This window comes from Corynebacterium sp. HMSC070H05 (genome assembly GCF_001837615.1).
Lineage (GTDB): Bacteria > Actinomycetota > Actinomycetes > Mycobacteriales > Mycobacteriaceae > Corynebacterium > Corynebacterium coyleae.
Genome location: NZ_KV833343.1, coordinates 97,383 through 119,793 on the forward strand (window position 1 = coordinate 97,383; position 22,411 = coordinate 119,793).

Annotated in this window: 19 protein-coding genes; 8 read left to right on the top strand and 11 right to left on the bottom strand. The window is 63.8% G+C overall.

Annotated elements, in window-relative coordinates; all coding sequences use genetic code 11:
- Positions 1-67: 67 nt before the first annotated feature.
- Entirely contained in the window at positions 68-1,126 is a 1,059-nt protein-coding gene (locus tag HMPREF2617_RS10325; protein WP_070840655.1) for an HNH endonuclease signature motif containing protein, read from the top strand.
- Here HMPREF2617_RS10325 and glgB read toward each other — a convergent pair.
- Positions 1,123-3,300, bottom strand: a complete 2,178-nt coding sequence (gene glgB, locus HMPREF2617_RS10330; RefSeq protein ID WP_210400841.1) for a 1,4-alpha-glucan branching protein GlgB — start codon at positions 3,298-3,300, stop codon at positions 1,123-1,125. The two genes, HMPREF2617_RS10325 and glgB, sit on opposite strands and share 4 nt — an antisense overlap.
- 8 nt (positions 3,301-3,308) lie before the next feature.
- Complete coding sequence (locus tag HMPREF2617_RS10335) at positions 3,309-5,330, bottom strand: maltotransferase domain-containing protein (protein WP_070840721.1); 2,022 nt, start codon at positions 5,328-5,330, stop codon at positions 3,309-3,311.
- Positions 5,331-5,469: 139 nt separating this feature from the next.
- On the opposite strand from HMPREF2617_RS10335, the gene HMPREF2617_RS10340 reads away from it, so the two are divergent.
- Genes HMPREF2617_RS10340 through HMPREF2617_RS10360 form a run of 5 tightly spaced genes read left to right on the top strand, consistent with a single transcriptional unit; the run spans position 5,470 to position 10,512 of the window.
- Positions 5,470-6,264, top strand: coding sequence for an ABC transporter ATP-binding protein (locus tag HMPREF2617_RS10340; RefSeq protein WP_371327145.1), 795 nt, complete (start codon positions 5,470-5,472; stop codon positions 6,262-6,264).
- Positions 6,265-6,282: 18 nt separating this feature from the next.
- Positions 6,283-7,158, top strand: a complete 876-nt coding sequence (locus HMPREF2617_RS10345) for an NUDIX hydrolase (protein ID WP_070840656.1) — start codon at positions 6,283-6,285, stop codon at positions 7,156-7,158.
- Positions 7,148-8,287, top strand: coding sequence for a THUMP-like domain-containing protein (locus tag HMPREF2617_RS10350; RefSeq protein ID WP_070840657.1), 1,140 nt, complete (start codon positions 7,148-7,150; stop codon positions 8,285-8,287). Before HMPREF2617_RS10345 ends, HMPREF2617_RS10350 begins: the two co-directional genes overlap by 11 nt.
- A gap of 10 nt (positions 8,288-8,297) precedes the next feature.
- Positions 8,298-9,407 (top strand): cysteine desulfurase family protein, encoded by a 1,110-nt coding sequence (locus tag HMPREF2617_RS10355; protein WP_070840722.1) that lies wholly within the window; start codon positions 8,298-8,300, stop codon positions 9,405-9,407.
- 58 nt (positions 9,408-9,465) lie between these two features.
- Positions 9,466-10,512: a glycoside hydrolase family 25 protein gene (locus HMPREF2617_RS10360; protein ID WP_070840658.1), complete on the top strand. Its 1,047-nt coding sequence runs from the start codon at positions 9,466-9,468 to the stop codon at positions 10,510-10,512.
- Here the strand turns inward: HMPREF2617_RS10360 and HMPREF2617_RS10365 are convergent.
- Positions 10,509-11,123 carry an esterase/lipase family protein gene (locus HMPREF2617_RS10365; protein ID WP_070840659.1) on the bottom strand — a complete coding sequence of 205 codons (615 nt, stop codon included), beginning with the start codon at positions 11,121-11,123 and terminating at the stop codon, positions 10,509-10,511. The genes HMPREF2617_RS10360 and HMPREF2617_RS10365 overlap by 4 nt on opposite strands.
- 20 nt (positions 11,124-11,143) lie before the next feature.
- On the opposite strand from HMPREF2617_RS10365, the gene HMPREF2617_RS10370 reads away from it, so the two are divergent.
- Together HMPREF2617_RS10370 and HMPREF2617_RS10375 are read left to right on the top strand one after the other, a co-directional pair.
- Positions 11,144-12,361, top strand: coding sequence for an alpha/beta hydrolase (locus HMPREF2617_RS10370; protein WP_070840660.1), 1,218 nt, complete (start codon positions 11,144-11,146; stop codon positions 12,359-12,361).
- Positions 12,358-14,742: a bifunctional lysylphosphatidylglycerol flippase/synthetase MprF gene (locus HMPREF2617_RS10375; RefSeq protein ID WP_070840661.1), complete on the top strand. Its 2,385-nt coding sequence runs from the start codon at positions 12,358-12,360 to the stop codon at positions 14,740-14,742. The genes HMPREF2617_RS10370 and HMPREF2617_RS10375 overlap by 4 nt, the downstream gene beginning before the upstream one ends.
- On the opposite strand, the gene HMPREF2617_RS10380 is transcribed toward HMPREF2617_RS10375, so the two are convergent.
- From HMPREF2617_RS10380 to HMPREF2617_RS10415, 8 genes are all read right to left on the bottom strand, one after another.
- On the bottom strand, positions 14,684-15,478 hold the full coding sequence (locus HMPREF2617_RS10380; RefSeq protein WP_070840662.1) for a spermidine synthase: 795 nt from the start codon (positions 15,476-15,478) through the stop codon (positions 14,684-14,686). The two genes, HMPREF2617_RS10375 and HMPREF2617_RS10380, sit on opposite strands and share 59 nt — an antisense overlap.
- Before the next feature lie 14 nt (positions 15,479-15,492).
- On the bottom strand, positions 15,493-16,242 hold the full coding sequence (locus HMPREF2617_RS10385) for an ABC transporter permease (RefSeq protein ID WP_070840663.1): 750 nt from the start codon (positions 16,240-16,242) through the stop codon (positions 15,493-15,495).
- 3 nt (positions 16,243-16,245) lie between these two features.
- Entirely contained in the window at positions 16,246-16,992 is a 747-nt protein-coding gene (locus HMPREF2617_RS10390; RefSeq protein WP_070840664.1) for an ABC transporter permease, read from the bottom strand.
- Entirely contained in the window at positions 16,989-17,903 is a 915-nt protein-coding gene (locus tag HMPREF2617_RS10395; protein ID WP_070840665.1) for an ABC transporter ATP-binding protein, read from the bottom strand. The genes HMPREF2617_RS10390 and HMPREF2617_RS10395 overlap by 4 nt, the downstream gene beginning before the upstream one ends.
- 81 nt (positions 17,904-17,984) lie before the next feature.
- Positions 17,985-18,665, bottom strand: coding sequence for a response regulator (locus HMPREF2617_RS10400; RefSeq protein WP_070840666.1), 681 nt, complete (start codon positions 18,663-18,665; stop codon positions 17,985-17,987).
- On the bottom strand, positions 18,662-19,771 hold the full coding sequence (locus HMPREF2617_RS10405) for a histidine kinase (protein ID WP_070840667.1): 1,110 nt from the start codon (positions 19,769-19,771) through the stop codon (positions 18,662-18,664). Before HMPREF2617_RS10405 ends, HMPREF2617_RS10400 begins: the two co-directional genes overlap by 4 nt.
- 55 nt (positions 19,772-19,826) lie before the next feature.
- Positions 19,827-20,111 (bottom strand): metal-sensitive transcriptional regulator, encoded by a 285-nt coding sequence (locus HMPREF2617_RS10410; protein ID WP_070840668.1) that lies wholly within the window; start codon positions 20,109-20,111, stop codon positions 19,827-19,829.
- A gap of 35 nt (positions 20,112-20,146) precedes the next feature.
- The gene (locus HMPREF2617_RS10415; RefSeq protein ID WP_070840669.1) at positions 20,147-22,255 is read right to left on the bottom strand and encodes a heavy metal translocating P-type ATPase; all 2,109 of its coding nucleotides are present in this window, start codon (positions 22,253-22,255) and stop codon (positions 20,147-20,149) included.
- Between the last annotated feature and the right edge of the window lie 156 nt (positions 22,256-22,411).

Consider the following 22,411-nt stretch of genomic DNA (forward strand, 5'->3'; position numbering starts at 1 on the left):
AGGGGCGTTTTTGTAAATTTCACAGGCTCGAAACGCTGGGTTGCGGGTTTGGTCTAGCGTCTTAGGCATGAATTCGTTCGAGGTGTTAGTGCAGGCGATGTCGGCCGCAGCGTTGGAGACGCTGGCTGACTTCGACCTTGAGGTTGCACTCGCCTCGGGCTTCGCACCGGATCGTGCGCGTGCCTGGTCGCGGCTGCGAGAGGTGTACTTCGGGCGCACCAAGTTCACGCGCAAACAGGCGGTGGCAGCTACGCGTGCGCGGGCGTTCTCCCTCGACGAGTTAGTACTGATCGAGCGCCGCATCGCACCGGTGAAGGATGCCTCCCAGCGGTGGGCGCTGCGCCTTGCCCTGCTCGAGGTCGAGGGCGGCTACCGGGCAATTGAGGCTGCAGCCCGCACGTTGGTGCCGGCGGATAAGACACCGGCGGTGGATGCGGCGAAGTTCGGCCCGTCGCGAAACGGCAAACGCACCCTGCACTTAACCTATGACGAGCGTGAGATCTCCGACATGGAGCACGCTGGGCGTTTAGGGATTGATCAGGAGCGTCCGGCTGCACCCCAGATTGCCGAGAATTTGATTGGGATCTTCTTCGGCGAGGGCAAGGTGGCAACCGCAGCGCCGCGTCCGACGGTGTTGGTACCGCTGCCGGATTATCTGCGCATCTTGGATGGCACTGGTGATGATGTTGTACTCGCCATGACTGATGGCACCACCATGACGGGTGCGGAGTTTTTGGCCGCCCAGTTCGGTGATGCGCTTGAGGTGGCGGCGTTTCATCCGCAGGCCGGTGCGGTGAACTTGTACCGCACGCAACGTTTGGCGAATCAGAAGCAGCGCGATTTGGCCAAGTTGGTCTCGCCGGTGTGTGCGTTTCCTGGCTGTCGTCACGGAGCAGACAACTGCGAGCTTCACCACGTGGAGGCGTGGCGGCATGGCGGGGAGACCAATATTGGGAATCTGGCGCCGTTGTGTCGCTATCACAATCGGGTGAATGATGATGATCCGTGGCGGAAGAAACGTGGCCGGATCGTCATGGTGCGGGGTGCGCCAGTATGGATCTCACCCCGCGGCTACCCGGTGAAAAACACCAACCGCGGGGCAATGGACCAACTCTTCGGCTTTTAGCGCCGGAGGACGTAGTACTGCACGCTCATGGCTGGGATGTGCAGCTCAATGGACTGGTCGAACCGGTCCCACTCGGTGGGTTCGGTGTACACGGTGCGCGGCAGTTCGTTGCCCGCGCCACCGTAGACTGATTCGTCGGTGTTGATCAGCATGTCCCATGCGCCTGCTTCGGGCAGGCCGAGGCGGTAGCTGGGCAAGGAGACGCCGGAGAGGTTGATCACGGCGAGGACTGGGGTGGCGTCGACGCCCCAGCGGATGTAGGCGAGGACGTTGTTTGAGGCGTCGTCGCCCTTGATCCACTGGAAGCCCATGGGGGTGTTGTCTTGGGAGTACAGGGCGGGGGTGTCGCGGTAGACCAGGTTGAGGTCGCGCACGAGGCGTTTGATGCCGGCGTGGTAGTTGCGGTGCAGGTCGTCCCAGTTGATGGAGTGGGCTTCGTCCCATTCGGTGGTTTGGCCCCATTCGCAGCCCATGAACATGAGCGGTTTGCCGGGGTGGGAGTACATGTAGCCGTAAAGGGCGCGTAAGCCCGCGGCTTTGTTCCAGTCGTCGCCAGGCATGCGCTGCCACAGGGAGCCTTTGCCGTGGACGACTTCGTCGTGGCTGAACGGTAGGACGTAGCGTTCGGAGAAGGCGTAGACGAGCGAGAAGGTGATTTCGTTGTGGTGGTGGGAGCGGTGGACGGGGTCGAGTGAGAAGTATTCGAGGGTGTCGTTCATCCAGCCCATGTTCCACTTCATGGAGAATCCGAGGCCGTCGGCGTCGGTTTGGGCGGTCACGCCTGGCCATGCGGTGGATTCTTCGGCGATGGTGAGCACGCCGGGGTGTTCGCGGTGGACGGTGGCGTTCATTTCTTGGAGGAATTGGACGGCTTCCCAGTGTTCGCGGCCGCCGTGTTGGTTGGGGAGCCATTCGCCGGGTTCGCGGGAGTAGTCGAGGTAGAGCATGGAGGCGACGGCGTCGACGCGGATGCCGTCGAGGTGGAATTCTTCGAACCAGTACAGGGCGTTGGCGACGAGGAAGTTGCGGACTTCGCGGCGGCCGAAGTTGAACACGTAGGTGCCCCAGTCGCGTTGTTCGCCGCGTCGCCAGTCGGGGTGTTCGTAGAGGGGTGTGCCGTCGAAGCGTGCGAGGGCGAAGTCGTCTTTGGGGAAGTGGGCGGGCACCCAGTCGACGATGACGCCGATGCCGTTGGCGTGCAGTGTGTCGACGAGGCGGCGGAAGTCGTCGGGGCTTCCCCAGCGTGCGGTGGGGGCGTAGTAGCCGGTGACTTGGTATCCCCAGGAGCCGCCGAAGGGGTGTTCGGCGACGGGGAGGAATTCGACGTGGGTGTAGCCGTTGTCGACGAGGTAGGGCACGAGTTCGTCGGTAAGCGTGGCGTAGGTGGAGCCTTGTTTCCAGGAGCCGATGTGGCATTCGTAGATGCTCATGGCGGAGTTGGTGGCGTCGCGTCCGGCACGGGCGGTGATCCAGTCGTGGTCGCTCCATTCGAATTCGCTTGGCTTTGCGACGACCGAGACCGTCTCCGGCGGAGTCAACGTGCGTTTAGCCAGCGGGTCGGCTTTGTCGATGCGTGTGCCTTCGGCGGTGTGGATGGCGAATTTGTAAGCGTCGCCGTCGCCGATGCCGGGGATGAAAATTTCCCAGACGCCGGAGACACCGAGGCTGCGCATGGGGTACTGGCTGGGGTTCCAGGAGCAGAAGTCGCCGATGACGGCTACGCCGGTGGCGTTGGGTGCCCAGACGGCAAATGAGGTGCCGGTGACGACGCCGAGGGTGGTTTCGTATGTGCGGGTGTTTGCGCCGAGGACTTCCCAGAGGCGTTCGTGGCGGCCTTCGTTGATGAGGTGGATGTCGAGGGAGCCGAGGGTGGGTAGGAAGTTGTAGGCGTCGGCGACGATGATGGGGTCGGCGCCGGGGTAGGTGATGCGGTAGCGGTAGTCGGGGGTGTGGGTGTCGTCGAGGGTGGTGGCCCAGATGTCGTCGCCAAGCGGCTGCATGGGCTGGGAGGCGTTGTGGATGAGCAGTTCGACGCGTTCGGCACCGATGAAGCGGGTGCGGATGATGGATCCGTCGCCGTGGGGGTGCCAGCCGTAGATGTCGTGGGGTGCGTTGTGGGTGCAGGCGAGGAGGCGTTGGCGGTCCCCGTCCGGGATGAGCAGGTTGGTGTTCATGGTGGTCCTTAGGGGCGGTAGTCGTGGTCTGAGATCTGACGGTACGCGAGTGCTTCTCGACGATCCGGAGACACCTCGGGCAAACGCACCACGTGGGCGACGTTCTTCTCGGGCGAGAGTTTGATGTAGTTGCCGGTTTCGGCGGTTGTCCACGTGTAGCGCTCGTTGGTGATCTGGTCGTGGACGTCGAAGGTGCCGGGGCTCAGTCCGATGGCGTCGGCGTCGATGTGCAGCAGGCCTTCTTGGGTGCCGGTGGGGTCCAGATTGACGACGACCAACACCGCGTTGCCGGAAATCGCATCGACCTTGGAGTAGGCGATGAGGTTGTCGTTGTCGATGCGGTGGAAGCGGATTTGGCGCAGTTGCTGCAGGGCGGGGTTGTCGCGACGGATCTGGTTGAGCAGCGTCAGGTACGGCTCGAGGGATTTGCCTTGCTTGAGCGCAGCGTCGAAGTCGCGATGGCGCAGTTGGTATTTTTCGCTGTCGTGGTATTCCTCGCTGCCGGCGGCGACGGGGCGGTTTTCGTAGAGTTCGTAGCCGGAGTACACACCCCACAACGGGCTCATGGTGGTGGCGAGTGTGGCGCGCAGCGCAAACGCTGCCGGTCCGCCTTCCTGCAGGGTGGCGTGGAGGATGTCGGGGGTGTTGACGAAGAGGTTGGGGCGGGAGACGTCGGCGACGTCGACAAGCAGTTGGGCGAAGTCGGTCAACTCCGCCTTGGTCACCTTCCAGGTGAAGTGGGTGTACGACTGGCTAAACCCAGCCTTGGACAGCCCGTACATGCGCGGCGGGCGGGTAAACGCCTCGGCGAGGAAGATGACGTCCGGGTCGGTTTCGTGGACCTTGGAAATGAGCCAGTGCCAGAAGTTCACCGGCTTCGTGTGGGGATTGTCTACACGGAAGGTGGTCACGCCGAGGTTGACCCAGTACATGAGCACCCGGTAGATCTCGGCGTAGAGGGCCTCGGGCGCGTTGTCGAAGTTCAGCGGGTAGATGTCCTGGTACTTCTTTGGCGGGTTTTCGGCATAGGCGATGGTGCCGTCGGCGAGCACGGTGAAAAACTCCGGGTGCTCTTTCGCCCACGGGTGATCGGGCGCAGCCTGCAGGGCGAAGTCGAGGGCGATCTCCAGACCCAACTCGTTGGCGTGGTCCATCATGTCCAAAAATTCGTCCTCGCCGCCCAGGTTTGGGTCGAAGGCGTCGTGGCCGCCGTATTTAGACCCGATGGCCCACGGGGAGCCGACGTCGCCGTCTTCGGGGGTGAGGGTGTTGTTGCGGCCTTTGCGGTTGACCTCGCCAATCGGGTGGATGGGCGGGAAATAGACGGTGTCGAACCCCATCGCCGCCACTCGGTCCAATTGCGCCGCGGTGGTGGCCCAGGTGCCGTGGATCGGGTTGCCCTTTTTATCCACACCGCCGGTGGAGCGCGGAAACAGTTCGTACCAGGAGTTCACAAGTGCCTCGCGACGCTCCACAAGGATATCGGCGACGGGCCCGCGGGTGACCAATTCACGCAGCGGGTGTTCGGCGAGCACGTCTTGCACCTCCTGGGAGCACCCGGGGGTGAGGCGTTGGGAAAGGGGCAGGGTGTCGTCGATAAGCGATGCGCGCGCGGAGGCAAGCACCGGGGAAGCATGCTGAGCAATCGCGGCGTCGAACAATTCCACGCCATGCGCGATATCGTTGGCCAACTCCGCTAACGACTGGCCGGCGGCGAGCTTCTTTTCCACCGCGTTGCGCCACGTGGCCATGACGTCGCTCCACGCATCCACCCGATAGCGCCACAGACCTTGCTCGTCCGGCACAAACACCGCATGGCAATAATCCGGCCGATAAAACTCGGCGTGCATCGGCACCTCGTACTGCGCACCCGACGGCGCGACAAGTACCAGCGTCGCAGCAATCGCATCGTGGCCCTCGCGCCACACCAACGCGGAAACCGGCACGACCTCACCAACAACCGCCTTCGACGGCAACGTGCGCCCAGAGACCTGGGGGCGGACGTCGTCGATGCCGAAGCGAGCAACCATCATCAAAACCTTCCGAGCGACCATTGATTCACCCGCCAGGGTAGCGCGGGGCAACCACACACGCGGGCCGAAATAGGCCAAGATGGGGGACGTGAATCAGACAGAGGAATTGGTGACAGATCCGGACCTGCTCATCGACATGCGCGACGTGTCCTTCATTCGCGGCGGACACACGCTCGTCGGCCCTGTCGATTGGCAGGTCGAGCTCGATGAACGATGGGTGGTCATCGGGCCGAACGGCGCCGGCAAAACCACCTTGATCCGGATGGCGTCGGCGCAGGAATTCCCGTCGACGGGGCATGTGTTTATTCTCGGCGAGCGCGTCGGCGCCACCGATATGCGCGACCTGCGTGCTGCGATCGGCGTGACGTCCTCCGCGGTAGCGAACCGTGTGCCGGAGGACGAGAAGGTCGGCGACCTCGTGGTCTCCGCTGGTTACGCCATTTTGGGGCGTTGGCGCGAGGACTACGACGAGATGGATTACGACCAAGCCCTCGAAGTACTTGAGCAAGTCGGCGCGATGCACCTGATCGACCGTCGCTGGGGCACCCTGTCTGACGGCGAGAAGAAGCGCGTGCTCGTTGCGCGTGCCGTGATGACCAACCCGGAGCTGCTTATTCTCGACGAGCCCGCCGCCGGCATGGACTTGGGCGGCCGTGAGGACCTCCTGGCCTACCTGGGGGATCTGGCGATGGACCCGGATGCGCCGGCGATCGTCATGATCACCCACCACCTGGAGGAGATCCCGGACGGGTTTACTCACGCGATGCTGCTGGATGAAGGCGAGATTGTCGCCCAAGGGCTCATCGATGACGTGCTGACGTCCGAGAACGTCTCGCGCGCCTACCACCAGCCGATCGAAGTGACGCGCGCAGACGGGCGTTTCTTCGCACGCCGCGCCCGTTCAGCCCGTAGGGGTGCGCACCGGGCGTAGACCGCCGGGGTGGGAGCAATGCCGACGGAGAAGAAGCGCAACGAGGCCGTGTTGTCGCACGACGAGGCCGATTCGATTGACCCGAGCGAGAAGAGCGGGTTTTTCGGCGCGCGTCTGTCTGCGACGGTGATCTTGCTGCGCAATAGTGCCGAGGGGATTGAGGTGTGGGTGCAGGAGCGTGTCCTGTCCATGCCGAATTATCCGGGGTTGACGGTGTTTCCGGGCGGCGGGGTGGATTCGCGTGATTTCCCGCCGCGTGCTTGGGACGATGGCGAGTTGTGGCTTGGGCGTTCCGCGATTTCGCTTGCTCGCCAGCTCGGGGTGACCAAATACAAGGCTCACGCGGTGTTGTTCGCGGCGGTGCGCGAGCTGTTCGAGGAGACTGGCACGCTGCTTGCGGTTGACGACGACGGCACGCTTCTCGACGACGCCCGCCCCTTCCACAACCACCGCCTCCTGCTGGAATCGCACGAGCTTTCCCTGACTGACGTGTTGCAGGAGAGCAACCTCAACGTATGCGCGGACCTGCTCAAGCCGGTGGCGCGCTGGGTCGGAGTGTCTGAAAGCGGCAACTGGTTTGACACGTTTACGTTCGTTGCTGCCAACCCGGAGGGCCAAGAGCCTGACTCGAATACGGACGAGGCAGATGATGCGAACTGGTTCCCGCCGCAATTGCTTCTCGACGGCTGGCGCCACGGCCTCGTTCGCCTCGCCCCCTCCACGTGGGCGCAGCTAAGCGAGCTGCGACGCTTTGACACTGTCGACGACGTCCTGCACGCCGCGGAAGGAGCAAGCCTCGCTCCCGTGATCGGTGACCCGGTCGACGATGCGCGATACGAAGAGTTCTTCACGTTCCGACCAGTAGACCGGATTGGAAAACGCTATGACATTTAGCGTCGCAGAGGCACGGTTCCTCGCAGCGAACGCTGACGCGATCTCCGCAGTCGAGCCCGAGATCGCCCTGACCAAAAAGAGTGTGTTCGCCGACCGTGCGGTGTTGGACCAACACTTTGGCGACTACGCCCGAGCCGTCAGCGCGCTTATCGCCGCCCGGCGCGCCGCAGCCGGCAAGTTTCCTGCCCTTTGGCTTACCGATGCCGACGCCGCGCAGCAGGCCACCCCAGCACGCGTAGCGGGAGTACGTGCCGCGCGCATTGCCGCGGCGGGAGCGCAGATGGTGCACGACGTGACGTGTTCTGTCGGCTCGGAAGCTCCGCCGTTTCGTCAGCGTGGCATTGCGTGGATGGGCAGCGACTTAGACATGCCTCGTTTGATCATGGCGCGGCACAACTTGGGGCAAGAGGCGTGGCTGGCGCAGGCGGATGCGCTCAGGCCGGTGACGTCTGACGGGGTGGTCGTCGCTGACCCCGCGCGTCGCGCCGGGGGCCGCCGCATCACCGACCCAGCCCAGTTGCTTCCGCCGCTGCCGGATCTGCTCGATGCGCACGCTGGTCGTGAGATGGCAGTGAAGTGCGCGCCGGGCATCGACTATTCGGGGTGGGATGGGCTGGTCAGCGTGGTGTCCGTCGACGGCGGCGTCAAAGAGGCGTGTTTGTATACGCCGGGGTTGGCGGGAGGGGTTCGTCGAGAAGCGGTGGTCCTGCGAGATGGCGAGGAGCGCGTCACCGATCTTGACGACGACACCGTCGACGTCACCGCACCTCAGCGCTACATCATCGACCCGGACGGGGCAGTGGTGCGCGCGGGCCTGGTGCGTGGGTGGGCTGCGCGTCACGGGTTGAACATGCTCGACGAGCACATCGCGTATCTGACAGGCGAGCAGATCCCAGCAGGCTACAGTGGCTTTCCCTTCCTGGAAGCGGTGCCGCTGCGTGCCCTGAAGAAGGCGCTTGCCTCCCACGGTGCGGGAAGCGTGGAGATCCTCGTGCGCGGCGTGGATGTGGACCCGGACCAGTTGCGCAAGAAATTGAAGCTGCGCGGCAAGGCACAGATGGCGGTGGTGATCGCGCGGATTGGGGATCAGGCGGTGGCGCATGTGTGCGGGCCGCGCGTGCACGCCTAACCTTGGGCGCATGGTCTATTTCGATCACGCTGCTACAACTCCGATGCGCCAAAGTGCGATCGACGCGTGGGTGGAACACGCAGGCGCCCTCAACGCGGGAAGCCAACACGCCGCGGGGCGCAAGGCGAACGCTGTGCTTGCCGACGCCCGCGAGCGCATCGCGGGCGCCCTCGGCGCCGACCCCGTCGAGGTGGTGTTTACCGGCTCGGGCACAGAGGCCAACAACATTGGGGTGCGTGGGCTGTTTGATGCATCCGAGCTGGATCGGGTGGTTGCCACGCCGATCGAGCACCCCGCCGTGCTCGAGGTAGTCAAGTCTCTGGGCCAGACTGGGGCGGATGTGGAGTGGCTGCCGGTGGGTCGCGACGGGCACGTTACGGACTTGAGTGCGCTGGATACGCCGGCGGCGGTTGCGACGATGATGTGGGCGAACAACGAAACTGGCGCGATCCAACCGGTGGGTGAGGCGATCGAGCGCGCCACCGCCGTCGGCACGCCGGTGCACGTCGATGCGGTGCAAGCGGTCGGCCACGTGCCGGTGGATTTTCACGCGCTTGGCGCGACCACGCTTGCGGCCAGCGCCCATAAGTTCGGCGGCCCGCGCGGCACCGGCATTTTGTTGGCGAAGCGCTCGCCCGCGCCGCAACCCGTGATCCTCGGCGGGGGTCAGGAGCGCGGGATCCGCTCCGGCACCGTCGACGTCGCATCGGCCGCCGCCACGGCGGTAGCGCTCGAGGAGGCGATCGCAGAACACACCGAGATTGAGCGTCTGCGGGATGCGCTCATTGAGGGGGTGAGGCGGCGGGTTGATGGGGTGGTCGTCGCAACGCAAGAGCCCGCGCTTCCGGGCCATGCACACTTTATGTTCCCCGGCGCGAACGCGGACGCGCTGATCATGCTGCTGGACGTGCAGGGCATTTCGGTGTCGGCGGGCTCGGCGTGCGCCAGTGGCGTGCTGCGCATGAGCCATGTGCTCGAGGCGATGGGCTACAGCGAGCGTGAGGCGATGGGGGCGTTGCGCGTGACGGTCGGGCGTACGAACACTGCGCAGGACGTGGAGGCGTTCCTCAACGCGATCCCGGACGTGGTGGAAAAAGCGCGGGCAGCTGGCGCGCTCTAACCGGCAACGCGCGTGTCGCATGTGATTTGTGTGATTTGGGTGCACTAGTGTTGCCCGCATGCAGATGTCACGCCGAATCCGTACCGCAGCAGCCGCTGTCGCCGCCCTGCTGTTTGCCACAACCGTCACGCCGCTCGGGCAAGCCGACGCCCAGTCGATCCCGGGCGTGGTCTCCGGCGTCGATGTCGCGGGCCACCAGCGTCCGGGCGGCGCGACCATCGACTGGCGCTCGGTGGGCACGATCGGCGGCCAGGACTTCGCCTTTGTCAAGGCATCTGAGGGCGAGAGCTGGAAGAACGAGTTCTACGACGAGGACGCCAAAGCCGCTGCCGACGCCGGCCTGAAGGTCGGCGCCTACCACTACGCGCGCCCCGCCGAGGACCCTGTCACGCAGGCGCGTTACTTCGCCTCCGTGATCAACCAGGGCCCGGCAACGCAGTTGCCGCCGGTGCTCGACCTTGAGGTCGACGAGGGCCTCGGCCCGGTCCAGCTTGCGGCGTGGACGCAGCGCTTCCTGTCTGAGGTGCAGGCGCAGACGGGCAAAAAGCCGATGATCTACACGTACCGCTACTTCTGGTACGAGCACATGAACGACACCTCTGCGTTCACGTCCTACCCGCTGTGGCTTGCCGCGTACCAGAATCAGCCCCCGGCGCCGGTTGGTGGTTGGGACAAGTTGTCGTTTTGGCAGCGCAGCGACTCCGGCCGCGTCGTCGGCATCAACACCCCGGTGGACATGAACCTGTTCAACGGCACGTCGGGCCAGTTGAACCAGTTCGCCGCGGGCAACTTGAACGCTGCTGGTGGCGTGTTGGAGCGTTTCCAGGCGCCTGATTCCGGCGAGTTAAAGGTGCTTGAGCAGGACAGCACCAAGCTGGTTATCGCGGTTCTTGCGCTGGCTGCCGGTGGTCTTGGCGTGCAGCAGTTCATCGACGCCGCACGCCTGGCGGGCTTCGACCTGACGGATGCGAACAACATCGCACGTCTGGTCCAGCAGCTCGCGGGCCAGGGCGAGCTGCCTATCGACGACCTGCGCACCATGATGGTCGGCAACTACCAGATCGGCGATCTGCTGATCTTGCTGGATAACGCGCTGAAGCACTAACAGCCCAGGGCGCGCATGATCGGCCCTGTTTGGGCCGGAAGCCTGTTGTGCGCAACCCCGTGGAGGTGCACCACGCGCCCCAAGCTTGACGACGACGCCGGCACCACCCGGTCCGCATCCGAGACAATCGAGACGACCTCAACGTTCGGGGGAACTACCGGCTGCGTGTCGTGCTCCTCGAGCCCGACGAAAGATTCCCCGATCACCCGGCGCACCAGCCACCTGGGCCACCATCCGCTGTCAGTGCCGCGCCAACACGCACCGAGACCGACCAATGTGTGGACGCGCTTGCGAACCTCCGGCACGGCCAGCGCCCGAAGGCCGACGAGCCCGCCGTAGGAGTGCCCGACGATGTCGACGCGTCTGGCCGTTTCGGGCAACGATGTGATGGTGTGGGTGATTTCGGCGGCGCAGTCGTCGAGAAGCAATGTGCCCCTTCGGCCAAAAGCAGGCGCGAGGAGACCAACCCCTCTGCGCTCCAACTCACGTGCAAGTTTGCGGAACGCAAAAGGTTCTCCGAGCGTGCCGTGCAACGCGACAACGACGTGTGGCTGGGAAGATGCTGTGGATGGATCCGGAAGGAACCTCGGGATATAGGACGCAAGCGCCATAGGGAGTAAACATACTCACCGTGGAAACACTTCGATCGATCCCGGTGGTTGGCGGCACAGCTGCTGTCGTCATCTACGTCGCGCTGGCGGTATGCGTAGTTGTTGTCGCCGTGCTCGTTGGCCGTCGCCGCTTGAGGTGGGCAGTGCTCGGGGCTGCTGCGCTCATGGGCGTTGTGGTATTTGCGCTGACCGTGTGGCCGAAACCGTTCCCTGATAGCATTCCGCTGCGCGTCTACGCGTCGTGGGCGGTGGGCGTCTTCGCAGTAGTTGCGGCGATAGTCGGTCGGCGGCGGCTGCTCTTGGCCGTTGTTGCGGTGCCAGCGGTAGTTTTCGCATTCTTGGGCACCAACTTGCAGTACCAGCAGTACCCAACGCTTGGATCGTTCCACCCCGTGCGCGTGACCGTAGCGATGAGCCTAGAGCAGTTCGAACGCACAGACACCGCCCCACAACTGCACGGCCGGGAAGTAGGAGCCCTTGTCACGGTGCCCGCCCCACCTGAACGGGATGCAGTCGTCTACGTGCCGCCCGCGTATTGGCACGGCGCCACACTACCGGTGCTGGTGCTGATGTCGGGAAGTCCAGGATCTCCAATGGGGTGGTTCACGGACGGGCAGGCGGCAGAAACCGCCGATGCGTACCAGCAGGAGCACGGAGGGATTTCTCCGATCGTCGTCAGTGTTGATGCGACAGGCTCCGCGACGGGCAACCCCGCATGCGTCGACGGGCCGGACGCTGCCATGCACACCTACCTTTCCAGCGATATTCCTGCGCTATTGAAAGACACGTTCCGCGTCAATCCTGACCAGTCGACGTGGACGATCGGAGGACTGAGTTACGGCGGGACCTGCTCGCTACAAGTCGTGACTAACAGCCCTGAGGCATACGGGTCGTTTCTGGATTTCTCCGGGGAGCCCGAACCATCCCTTGGCAACCACGACAAGACGGTGAACGAGCTCTTCGGCGGCGATGAAGATGCCTTCAAAGCGATCAACCCCGCCGACCTGCTCGCAAACGCGAAGGGGGCCGATACTTACCGCGGCATTGCGGGGCGGTTCGTCGCAGGAGAGAATGACAAGATGGCAAGCACCGCGCTGCCTCACCTGAACGATCTTGCCCGCGCGGCGGGGATGGACACCACCTACACCGAACTACCCGGAGCGCATAGTTACCAAGTGTGGCGGGTAGCGCTGCGCGAAAACTTCGAATTCGTCGCCCACCGGGGAGGACTGAAATGAAACACGTCCCAGTGACGCTGATCCTTGTCGCCTTCATGTGGGCGCTGTTTCCGTGGCGGGCGCATCTGGGTTACGACCTTCCCGCCGATGTGCATTTGTGGCACCTGATCACGGCGGGCTTGTCAACGCCAAATGTCGCCCAGGCAATCTATGCCACGCTCGCCGCGGTGTGCTTCGCCGTTCCCGCAGAGCGTGTCTTGGGTTCACGCAGGTTCGTTGTCGCCGCAGCCGCATCGCATGCGCTGGTGTTTCCGTTGGCGTGTGTGCTCGGCGCGATGGTTGAGCAGGCAGGGTTTAACAGGTGGGGCGCCGACTTGGTTAACGAGACTTACCTCACCCCGTTGCCGTGGATGATTGGGCCGCTTGCGTTCGCCTCTGCGTCGATGGGTGTGTTGTGGCGTCGCAGGGTCCGTCTCGTGCTTGTGGCGCTGACCGGCACGCTTGTGTTGTATTCGGGAACGCTGACCTCTGTTGCTGCGTTTACAGCAGTTGTGGTGGGCCTTGTCTGTGGCGTGCTCGCCGGGGCGCGGCAGTTCACGGCGGCGCGACCGACGCTGCGGGAGTCGCGTGTCCTCGTCGCAGTGTTACTCCTTGCTGTATCGGTCGGGCCCGTGCTGACTGCGCTCAACCCTGCGGCGCAGGGTCCTTTTGCGGCGGAAAGCCTCTTGATGTGGGAGCCTGCGGTGGCCGCGCGCGAGGTTCAGGAGCGTTGTGTGGATCCTTCCTCGCTTGCCTGCCGGGAGGCGATGGCCATTAACCAGCAAAGTGGGTTGGGGCCGCTGTTGCTCAATTTGGTGCCGGTGGTGCTTGCGGTGGTGCTTGCGCTTGGGCTGCGTCGCGGCCGGCGGCTGGCGTGGTGGGGTGCGACGGTGTTGTGTGCGGCGTCGTTGGTGGTTGTGGTGGCGCAGGTGCTCGACGTGCGCAGCGACGCGCTGACCACCGTGAACGCCGGTTTGGTGGTGTTGCCGTGGGTGCTCATGCTGGCGGTGTTGATTGCTCAGCGGGCGAAGTTCCGCGTTGGGTCGAACCTGCGTCCGATGCTTGTTCCAGGTATCGCAGTGCTCTTATCGACGACAACCGCGTGGGTGACCGGCGCCCTTATCTTGCGCGACGGATTCATCGGGGATGTCACCCTAAGCAGTGTCGTTGCGGAGCTTCCTGCACGTTTTATGCCCCCTGCAGTGGCCGTGCAGTTGGGACATCAGATTGTGCCGAATGCTCCGGCGGCGTGGGTGCTCTCCGAATGGGTTGGCGTGGTGTTCTGGGGTGCGTTGCTGTGGATGCTGTTTCGTGTGCTTTCTTCAGCGCCGTCTGCACCGATGCAGGAGGAGCGCGAGAGGGCACGGCGCATGCTCGAATCCGGGACTGGTGATCATCTTGCGTGGATGGGGCTGTGGGATGGCAACCGTTACTTTTTCGCAGGCGACAGCGGATACGTCGCGTACCGTGTGTCGCACAATGTTGCCGTGACGGTGGGTTCGCCTGTCGTGGCTGAGGGGGCGGACGAGACGACAGTCGCCGACGCATTTGAGCATTTCGCTGCGGATCAAGGGTGGCGCGTGGCGTGGTATTCGGTGCCGGAGACGTTCCACCGGCCTGGCTTCCGGACGGTCCACGTCGCAGAAGAATCGTTGTTGCACACCGATAATCTCGAGTTCAAGGGCAAGAAGTTTCAAAACATCCGCACCGCGCGCAACAGGGCGGCTAAGGAAGGCGTTCGCCCGGTGTGGACGACCTGGCGCGAGTGCACGCTTGAGATGCGCGAGCGCATCGCCGCGCTGTCGGAGCAGTGGGTGGCAGACAAGGCGTTGCCGGAGATGGGGTTTACGCTCGGCGGGCTCGATGAACTTGACGACGACGCCACCAAACTGCTCCTCGCCGTCGATGAAGAAGGTCGCCTCCACGGTGTGACGAGCTGGCTGCCGGTGTACGAGCACGGCAAGCTTGCGGGCTATACGCTCGACTTCATGCGCCGCGACGCCGAGGGATTCAGGCCGGTGATCGAATTCCTGCTTGCCGAGGCGGCCGTCATCGCCGGGAGTGAGGGGCTCGAGTGGGTGTCGCTTTCGGGGGCGCCGCTTGCACGCACGGATGCGCCAACCTCGTTCTTGGAGATCGTGCTGGATAAGACCGGAGCGCAGATCGAGCCGCTGTACGGGTTTCGCTCGCTGGCTGCGTCGAAGCACAAGTTCCACCCGACGCACACTAGTTGGAACTTGGCGTACGACGACGAGATGGCGCTCGCGTCGATTGGTTTGGCCGTGGTGGACTGCTATCTGCCCGATATGAAGGCGACCGACATGGTGGCGGTGGTGAAGGAGTTTATGGCTCGTCGTGGCGTGGGGTCGTCGCAAAGCGGCGCGCCCACGCAAGCCCCTTAAACTGCGCTGGCACCCCGCCTTTGAGCAGCTCGCGGGTGAGCACGTCGCCGGCTTCGATCGGGTGGTTGGCGCCGATGAGCACGATGTTGCCGTAGCGGCGCCCCTTGAACATCGGCGGGTCGGCGATCGCCGCAACGTGCGGGAATACTTCCAGCATGCCGGCGAGTTCCTCTTTCGCCTCCTTCAGGTCGGCGTGGGAGCCGCAGTTGGCGAGGTAAAAGCCGCGATCGCTTATCGACGACCTCACCGCCGCATAGAACTCCACCGTCGTCAGATTCCGCGGCGTGGTGGCCGACGAGAACACGTCTCGGATGATCACGTCGCGGGTGGCGGGCTTGAAGGTGTTGGTGACGTCGCGGGCGTCGTCGACACGAATCTTCACGGCTGGGGCGCGCGGGATGTCGAAAAGCTCGCGGGCGAGCACCGCCAACTCGGAATCGATCTCCACCACCGTGTTGCGCGAGCCCTTCCACGCGCTGGCAAAGTAGCGCGCCAACGTGCACGCGCCGCCGCCCAGGTGCGTCAGCCGCGACTTCGGCTTCGCCTCGTCGGGGTAGTGGGTATCCAAAAAGTCCGCCATCCAGCGCATGTACTCAAAATCGAGGCGCTGCGGGTCGCCAGGCACGATGTGGGAACTGGGCACCCCGTTGACCAGCAACACCATCGACCCGTCGGGCTCGTGGAGGACTTCCGCGACACCGGTGTCGATTTCATAAAACTCACTTTTGGCGACCATGGCTGGTGAGCGTACTAGAGGCGCGCGTCGGTACGCCGTAGGTAGGCCACAGCAACCGCCCAGCCAGCCACGGTCAACGCTGAGGAGGCAGCGAGAACGCCTGTAACGGTGCCAGTATCGAGCGCTCCAGCGGCGGCGACGGCGGAACTGCCCAGCCACAGCGTGTGCGACAACAACGCAGGCGCCACGATGAACCGCACGCCAGGCACCCCAGCCGCGAGTGCGCCAAACGATACGAGACTTACCACCACCGCAATGCCGATAGGTGCAGCAAAACTACGGATGACCATAGACAGCAGTGACTGCCACGACGCCACCGCGACGGCTGGTGCCAGTGCCAATAACGCTGCGACGAGGAGCTCGCCTGGCACTGCACCGGGAATCCCCAACGCCCAACCGACGAACAACGTGAGGCCGATGAGAACAGCGTGCATCGCTGCGACAGTCACCGCGATCGCGGCGATTTTCGACGCCACCAGGTTGCCCACCGAACGTGTCGAGGTGAGCATGGTGAGCCAGTTGTGCCCGCGGTGCTCGACCCGCCAGGCGGCTGCGGCGAGGATCGCGATGCCAGCGGTACAGAACAGCAACCCATAAAACAGCATGACCTGGGAGAAATAGCTACCCCAACCGGCGGTCAGGGTGCCGGTGTTCGCAGCGTAGTTGCCGGCGCCGATCGCGACGGCAACTACGGGGACGAGGAACGCGACCGCCCAGACGTGGGAGCGTCGAAACTTGAGCAGGTCGTTAAGGATTAGGTCCATGGTCTAGATCTCCTTTCGATCCAGGGCTTTGGTACCGGCGACCAAGACCGCTACGGCGAGGACGAGGTAGCCGCTCCACAGCACCCAGCCGGGCTGCGACGGGGTGACCCCTGCTTCAGTGAATCCGAACGGGAGGATCACTGCGACGTACCCGAAAGGATTGACTGCAGCCAGCCACGGTGGGGACAGCAGTGATGCGATGCCAAAGAACCCGCCGACGACCCCGACTGCGAGCACGACAAGTTGCGACTCGACAAGCGCGGCGAGCAACAGCATCACAGCGAGGAGCGCAAGCGTGGTGCCCGCGACACCGAGACCGAAGCGCAGCCATGTCTCCAGCATCGCTCCGCGCGGTGCAGGCGCGCCCATCGCGACAGGCAGCGCTACGGCCCCAGCGAACTCAATACACTTCGCGACGACAACTACCACCGTCGCAACACCAAACTTTCGAAGAAGCAGCGCCCCGGGCCGAGTTCCTGCGATGGCGTTGAGCCGCCACCCGCCGTTGACGTGCTCCGTATCCACGATGCGGCTGGCCACCAGCGCCAACTGCAACGGGGTCAGAAACGCCAGCGCCATGGCGATTCCGATGAGATGTCCCGCCCATGCGGTATCTGGGTTGGCCTGGAATGCGGCGGCGTTGTCGCCTGCGAAGAGACTCATGTTGGCGAATAGGACGATCCCCACCGTCATGAGCAGGCTCAGCCACACGATTTTGGTGCGTTTGAGTTTGGCGAATTCCACCATCATGCGCCTGCCACCTCGTCGTTGGTCAAGCCGATGAAGATGTCCTCGAGGCTGCGGCGCTTGCGCAGGACCTGGTGGAGTGGCACGCCGTGTGCAACCAAAAGGGCGATGGTATCGGCGAGGTGGTCGTCGTCAAGCCCGGAAAGCTCCACACCACCCTCGACCCGTTTCGGTTGCAATGCGCGAAGGACCGAGACCGCAGTCGCAGCATCCGGCGTCTGGATGAACACATCCGGCAGTTGCGCGCTGTACAGCTCGTCTTGGGAGCCCTGGAACACGAGCTTGCCGTGGTTGATGATGGTCAGGTCGGTCGCCATCTTCTCGATCTCTGACAACAGGTGGCTCGACACCAGCACCGTGCGGCCTTGGTCGCGGGCGAGGCTGATGATGAGTTCGCGGATTTCCTCGATGCCGGCGGGGTCAAGACCGTTGGTGGGCTCGTCGAGAATAAGTAATTGTGGGTCGCGTGCGAGTGCCATCGCGATGCCGAGGCGCTGCTTCATGCCCAGCGAATAGTTTTTCACCAGTTTGTCCATCTGACCCTCGAGGCGCACTAGCGACACGGCGCGGCGCACCGCTTCGGGATCGGCGCCGAGCAGACGCGTGACAATGCGCATGTTTTCACCACCCGTGAGGTGAGTGTAAGCGGCGGGGGCTTCGATGAGCGAGCCGACACCGGCAAGGACATGCGCGCGGTTCGCTCGCGTCATGGGGTGTCCGAGCACGCTGATGTCGCCGTGCGTTGGAGCGATGAGGCCAAGCAGCATCTTCATCGTGGTGGATTTGCCGGAACCGTTCGGGCCGAGCAACCCGTGCACCACGCCTGGCTGGACTTCGAGGTCGAGGTTGTGGACGACGTCTGTGTGTCCGTAGGTTTTGGTCAGACCGTGGGTCTGAATGATCGGTGTTTCCATGTCCCCAAGGTTCGCGCAGGGCATGGGGTTTTCGCGTCGGCGTGAGGGACGATTTTGAAGGTGATACCGGGGTATGACGCGTCAGGAGTCCAACAGGTCGGTGCGCGACACTAGCCCGGTGCGGTAGGCGAAAAGTGCTGCGTGGACGCGGTCGCGCGACTGTGTTTTCGCTAGCACTCGGCCCACGTGGGTTTTCACCGTCGGCATGGAGATGAACATGCGCTGGGCAATCTCCCCGTTGGACCACCCGCGGCCGATTGCCACGAGCACTTCACGCTCGCGTTCCGTCAGTTCGCGAAGTGCCAGCCGGTCGGCGGGAGACAGAGCGACCGTTTCCTCATCCGGAGCATGCAGCTTTGCGACGACCCTATTCGTCGCCCGTGGCGAAATCACCGCATCGCCGTGAGCCACGGTGCGGATAGCGTCAAGCAAAGCCTCCGGCTCGGCATCCTTGAGCAGAAAACCGCTGGCACCGGCGCTAAGGCCGCCGAGGACGTAGGCTTCGTCGTCAAATGTGGTCAAGATGATCACTTTTGTCGCCGGATGCTTTGCCACGACCTGCCTCGTCGCGGCGATGCCGTCTAGCACCGGCATCTGCACATCCATGAGCACGACGTCCACCGTGGCATTGCTGGATGCCTCGATAGCTTCGGCACCATTGGCGACGAGCCAGCGCACCTCCATATCCGGCTGCGAGTCGATGACGTTTCGGATGCCGTGGAGGAAAAGCGCTTGGTCGTCAGCGAGTCCGAGAGTGATCATAGGGTGAGTGGGATCCTTGCTTCAGTGGTCCAGTTTTCTGTGGGAGTGCGGGAGGTGGTCACGGTGCCACCGACAAGTAGTGCGCGCTGGTTCATCCCTTCGATGCCATGCCCCGGCTGAGACACCGCGCCGGGTGAAACGGGGTTGCGCACGATGATTTCGACCTCGTCGTCACCCCAGACCACTGAGAGTGTGGCGCTGCCGGTGCCGTGCTTCATGGCGTTGGTGAGCGATTCCTGGATGATGCGCTGGACCGTCAATGCTACGGCCGGTGCAAGATCGTCGGGTGGGGTGCCTTTGACGGTGTCATCTACCTGAAGCCCGCCGGCGCGACTCGTGGCGATGAGCCCGTCAATGTCCAGTTCCGCCAACGGTTCGACCGGACGTGGACCGGCATTGCGCAGCAGCTCGACAACGCCGCGCATCTGTCGGAGTGAATCGCGTCCAACACTGCCAATGGTGCGCAACGCCTCGTCTTTTGCCTCGAGGGTGTTTTCGCCGAAGCGTGCGCCGTCGGCCTGCGCAACAATGACGGTCAGCGAGTGGGTGACAATGTCGTGGATCTCGCGCGCGAGGTGGGCGCGCTGCTTCTGGGCTGCGCGTTCGAACTCAGCGCGCTGACGCGCCAGCTCCTGCTCCGCACTTTCGTCGGCTCGGCGTCGCAGCTCGCCGAAGAGTAACGCCACGGTCAGCAGGGTTACGCTCCACACGACGTATGGGATTCGGTCCGTTGGCTCGAGTTCCCGAAGAGCTGGCACAACGAACCCGATAGCGACGATATCGCCGACGAGCAGGCCAGCGGTTGCGACGTCACGCAACGGCACAGGCAGATGGCGCCTCGTCACATACGCAGCGAATGGGCCAAGCGCGATCACACCGATCGGCAGCACCTCGCTAAACGACGCAACGACCAAGACTGCAACGATTCCGAACACAGTGGCCAGCGGCCAGCGCCACCGCGTAAACGGCACCACCAGCGCGCCGACAAGCAACGCAAAACTCAATGCCTGTGGGGACGACACGACGCCAAGTGCGCACATCATCACCAGCGCGGCTGCAAACGAGGCGTTGCGGATCGTGGTTAGGGGTGTCGTCGACAAGCGCATGCTCGCAAAGGCTAGTTGTCGCTCCGCATGCGCGCGTCGTACTGCGGTATGACGTTTAGGACTTCACCATTCGCGCGATTGCGGCGGACGCCTCTTCGATCTTGGCGTCGGCTTCCTGCCCGTCGCTGATCGCATCGGCAACACAGTGCTTCAAGTGGTCGTCCAGCAAGCCCAGTGCTACGCCCTTCAGCGCTGCGTTGACGGCGCTGATCTGGGTGAGGATGTCGATGCAGTAGGCGTTTTCGTCGATCATGCGGTGAATACCGCGGGTCTGCCCCTCGATACGTTTGAGCCGAGCGAGGTAGCGGTCTTTATCGCTGATGTAGCCGTGGTCGTTCATTATGGGTCTCCTTGTTTGGTGTGGACGGTACCGGGCTACTTGGACCGGTTAAGTATCCGGTCGGTGCTGCTCTGTGGGGTGAGGTCGAGTCGGCGGAGCAGTTGCGCGTTGAGGGCGACGACGACGGTCGAGGCAGACATCAGGATCGCACCGACGCTCATCGGCATCACGAAGCCGATTGGAGCGAGGATACCGGCGGCCAGCGGCACGGACAGCAAGTTGTAGCCGGCCGCCCACCACAGGTTCTGCTTCATCTTCCGGTAGGTCTCTCGCGAGAGCTCAATGACCGAGAGCACCGATCGCGGATCAGAGCTTGCCAGGATGACCTCCGCCGAGCCGATGGCCACGTCGGTGCCCGCACCGATCGCGATACCGACATCGGCCTGGGCCAGCGCCGGTGCGTCGTTGACACCGTCGCCGACCATGGCGACCTTGTGGCCCTCGGCTTGCAGTTCCTTGACCTTCGCGGCCTTGTCCTCCGGCCGTACACCGGCGAAGACCCGATCGATGCCCAATTCGCCCGCTACGGTGTTCGCCACGGCCTGCGCGTCGCCGGTGATCATCACGACTTGAGCACCTGCTGTGTGCAGTGCGTCGACGGCGTCGCGGGATTCGGGACGGATCTCGTCGGCAAGCCGGAGTGCTCCGATCACCTCGCCGTCGGCGAGGACGTGGAGAATGATCGCGCCCTCCTTTCGCCACTCGTCGGCGACCGGGAGCTCCCCGGCGGAATGCTGCTCAAGCAGGTAGGGGCCACCGACCTCGATCACCTCACCGTCAACAGTTGCCTTCACGCCCACTGCTGGCGATGAAGAGAAGTCGGTGGCCTGCGGCACGGCCACATCGCCAGCTTGAACGGCCCCAGTGATGGCACGGGCGAGCGGGTGCTCGCTGTCTGCTTCAGCGGCCGCTGCCAGGGCCAGCACGTTCGTTTCCTCGTACCCGCGCACGGGTTCGATCGCGGTGACGGTGGGCTCACCCTTGGTCAACGTGCCGGTCTTGTCGAACAACACAGCGTCGACTGAGCGCATCGATTCGAGCGCGAGCCGATCCTTGATCAATACCCCGCCGCGTGCCGCGCGCTCGGTCGCGATTGAGACGACCAGCGGGATCGCAAGGCCTAGGGCGTGGGGGCAGGCGATGACGAGCACTGTGATGGTGCGCACTACCGCGTCATTTGGCACACCGACGACGGTCCAGACCACAGCGGTCAAGATAGCGGCGCCGAGGGTGAACCAGAACAGCAAGGCAGCAGCCTTGTCCGCGAGACGTTGCGCGCGTGACGACGATTCCTGCGCATCGGTGACGAGCTTTTGAATGCCGGCCAGCGCGGTGTCGCCACCCGTGGCCGTTACTTCGATGCGTAGGCCCGAGTCTGTCGCGATGGTGCCAGCGACCACGTGCTCGCCTTCACCGCGGCGCACCGTTTTCGATTCACCGGTGACCATCGACTCGTCCATGCTGGCGCTGCCGTCGACAATTGTGCCGTCGGCAGGCACGGACGCGCCGGGCCGCACGATCACGACATCGCCGACCTCAAGATCCGCCGGAGTGACCTTCACCACTTCGTCGCCGTCGATCTTTTCGGCCTCGTCGGGCAGAAGAGCGGCGAGCGAATCCAGGGCCGAGGTGGTTTGGGCGAGGGAGCGCATCTCGATCCAGTGCCCCAGCAGCATGATGACCACCAGCAGCGCCAGTTCCCACCAGAAATTCAGCCCACGGTCCAGCAAGTTCAGGCTCGCACCCCAAGACGAGACGAAGGCGACCGTGATCGCGAGCGCGATCAGCAGCATCATGCCGGGTTTGCGGGAGCGGATCTCTGAGACCGCCCCGGTCAAGAACGGCCGGCCTCCCCAGAGGTAAATGACTGTGCCCAAAAGTGGTGAGATCCACCGGGCCCATTCCGTGTCTGGCAGCTGATAGCTGATGAGATGGGCGAAAGTGCTGTTGAACCCGACGACCGGGATCGCGAGAACCAGCATGATCCAGAAGAGTCTGCGGAACTGGGCAACGTGATCACCGTGTCCTGCGTGTCCTGCGTGGTCGTGACCACCGTGTCCTGCATGGGCCTCGTGAGCGTCATGCTCATGATGGCTGGCGTGCCCACCGGGTTCGGTGCCGGAGTGGGCGTGCCTGTCGTTCATGGTTCTGTCCTTTCGTTGCTATTCGTGGTTGTGATCGGTTCGGCCGCGCCGGGGGCTAGTGCGGCGACCGTCTCCCACGTTAATACCCCATGGGGGTATAAGTCCAGGGGGTGGTCTCGATGCATGCAGCCGGACGTTTCACCTTTCGTGGGCGCG

Coding starts and splice junctions, on each gene's coding strand:
- HMPREF2617_RS10325 (WP_070840655.1), top strand. CDS start 68: ATGAATTCGTTCGAGGTGTTAGTGCAGGCGATGTCGGCCGCAGCGTTG.
- glgB (WP_210400841.1), bottom strand. CDS start 3,300: ATGAACACCAACCTGCTCATCCCGGACGGGGACCGCCAACGCCTCCTC.
- HMPREF2617_RS10335 (WP_070840721.1), bottom strand. CDS start 5,330: ATGGTTGCTCGCTTCGGCATCGACGACGTCCGCCCCCAGGTCTCTGGG.
- HMPREF2617_RS10340 (WP_371327145.1), top strand. CDS start 5,470: ATGCGCGACGTGTCCTTCATTCGCGGCGGACACACGCTCGTCGGCCCT.
- HMPREF2617_RS10345 (WP_070840656.1), top strand. CDS start 6,283: ATGCCGACGGAGAAGAAGCGCAACGAGGCCGTGTTGTCGCACGACGAG.
- HMPREF2617_RS10350 (WP_070840657.1), top strand. CDS start 7,148: ATGACATTTAGCGTCGCAGAGGCACGGTTCCTCGCAGCGAACGCTGAC.
- HMPREF2617_RS10355 (WP_070840722.1), top strand. CDS start 8,298: ATGGTCTATTTCGATCACGCTGCTACAACTCCGATGCGCCAAAGTGCG.
- HMPREF2617_RS10360 (WP_070840658.1), top strand. CDS start 9,466: ATGCAGATGTCACGCCGAATCCGTACCGCAGCAGCCGCTGTCGCCGCC.
- HMPREF2617_RS10365 (WP_070840659.1), bottom strand. CDS start 11,123: ATGGCGCTTGCGTCCTATATCCCGAGGTTCCTTCCGGATCCATCCACA.
- HMPREF2617_RS10375 (WP_070840661.1), top strand. CDS start 12,358: ATGAAACACGTCCCAGTGACGCTGATCCTTGTCGCCTTCATGTGGGCG.
- HMPREF2617_RS10380 (WP_070840662.1), bottom strand. CDS start 15,478: ATGGTCGCCAAAAGTGAGTTTTATGAAATCGACACCGGTGTCGCGGAA.
- HMPREF2617_RS10385 (WP_070840663.1), bottom strand. CDS start 16,242: ATGGACCTAATCCTTAACGACCTGCTCAAGTTTCGACGCTCCCACGTC.
- HMPREF2617_RS10390 (WP_070840664.1), bottom strand. CDS start 16,992: ATGATGGTGGAATTCGCCAAACTCAAACGCACCAAAATCGTGTGGCTG.
- HMPREF2617_RS10395 (WP_070840665.1), bottom strand. CDS start 17,903: ATGGAAACACCGATCATTCAGACCCACGGTCTGACCAAAACCTACGGA.
- HMPREF2617_RS10400 (WP_070840666.1), bottom strand. CDS start 18,665: ATGATCACTCTCGGACTCGCTGACGACCAAGCGCTTTTCCTCCACGGC.
- HMPREF2617_RS10405 (WP_070840667.1), bottom strand. CDS start 19,771: ATGCGCTTGTCGACGACACCCCTAACCACGATCCGCAACGCCTCGTTT.
- HMPREF2617_RS10410 (WP_070840668.1), bottom strand. CDS start 20,111: ATGAACGACCACGGCTACATCAGCGATAAAGACCGCTACCTCGCTCGG.
- HMPREF2617_RS10415 (WP_070840669.1), bottom strand. CDS start 22,255: ATGAACGACAGGCACGCCCACTCCGGCACCGAACCCGGTGGGCACGCC.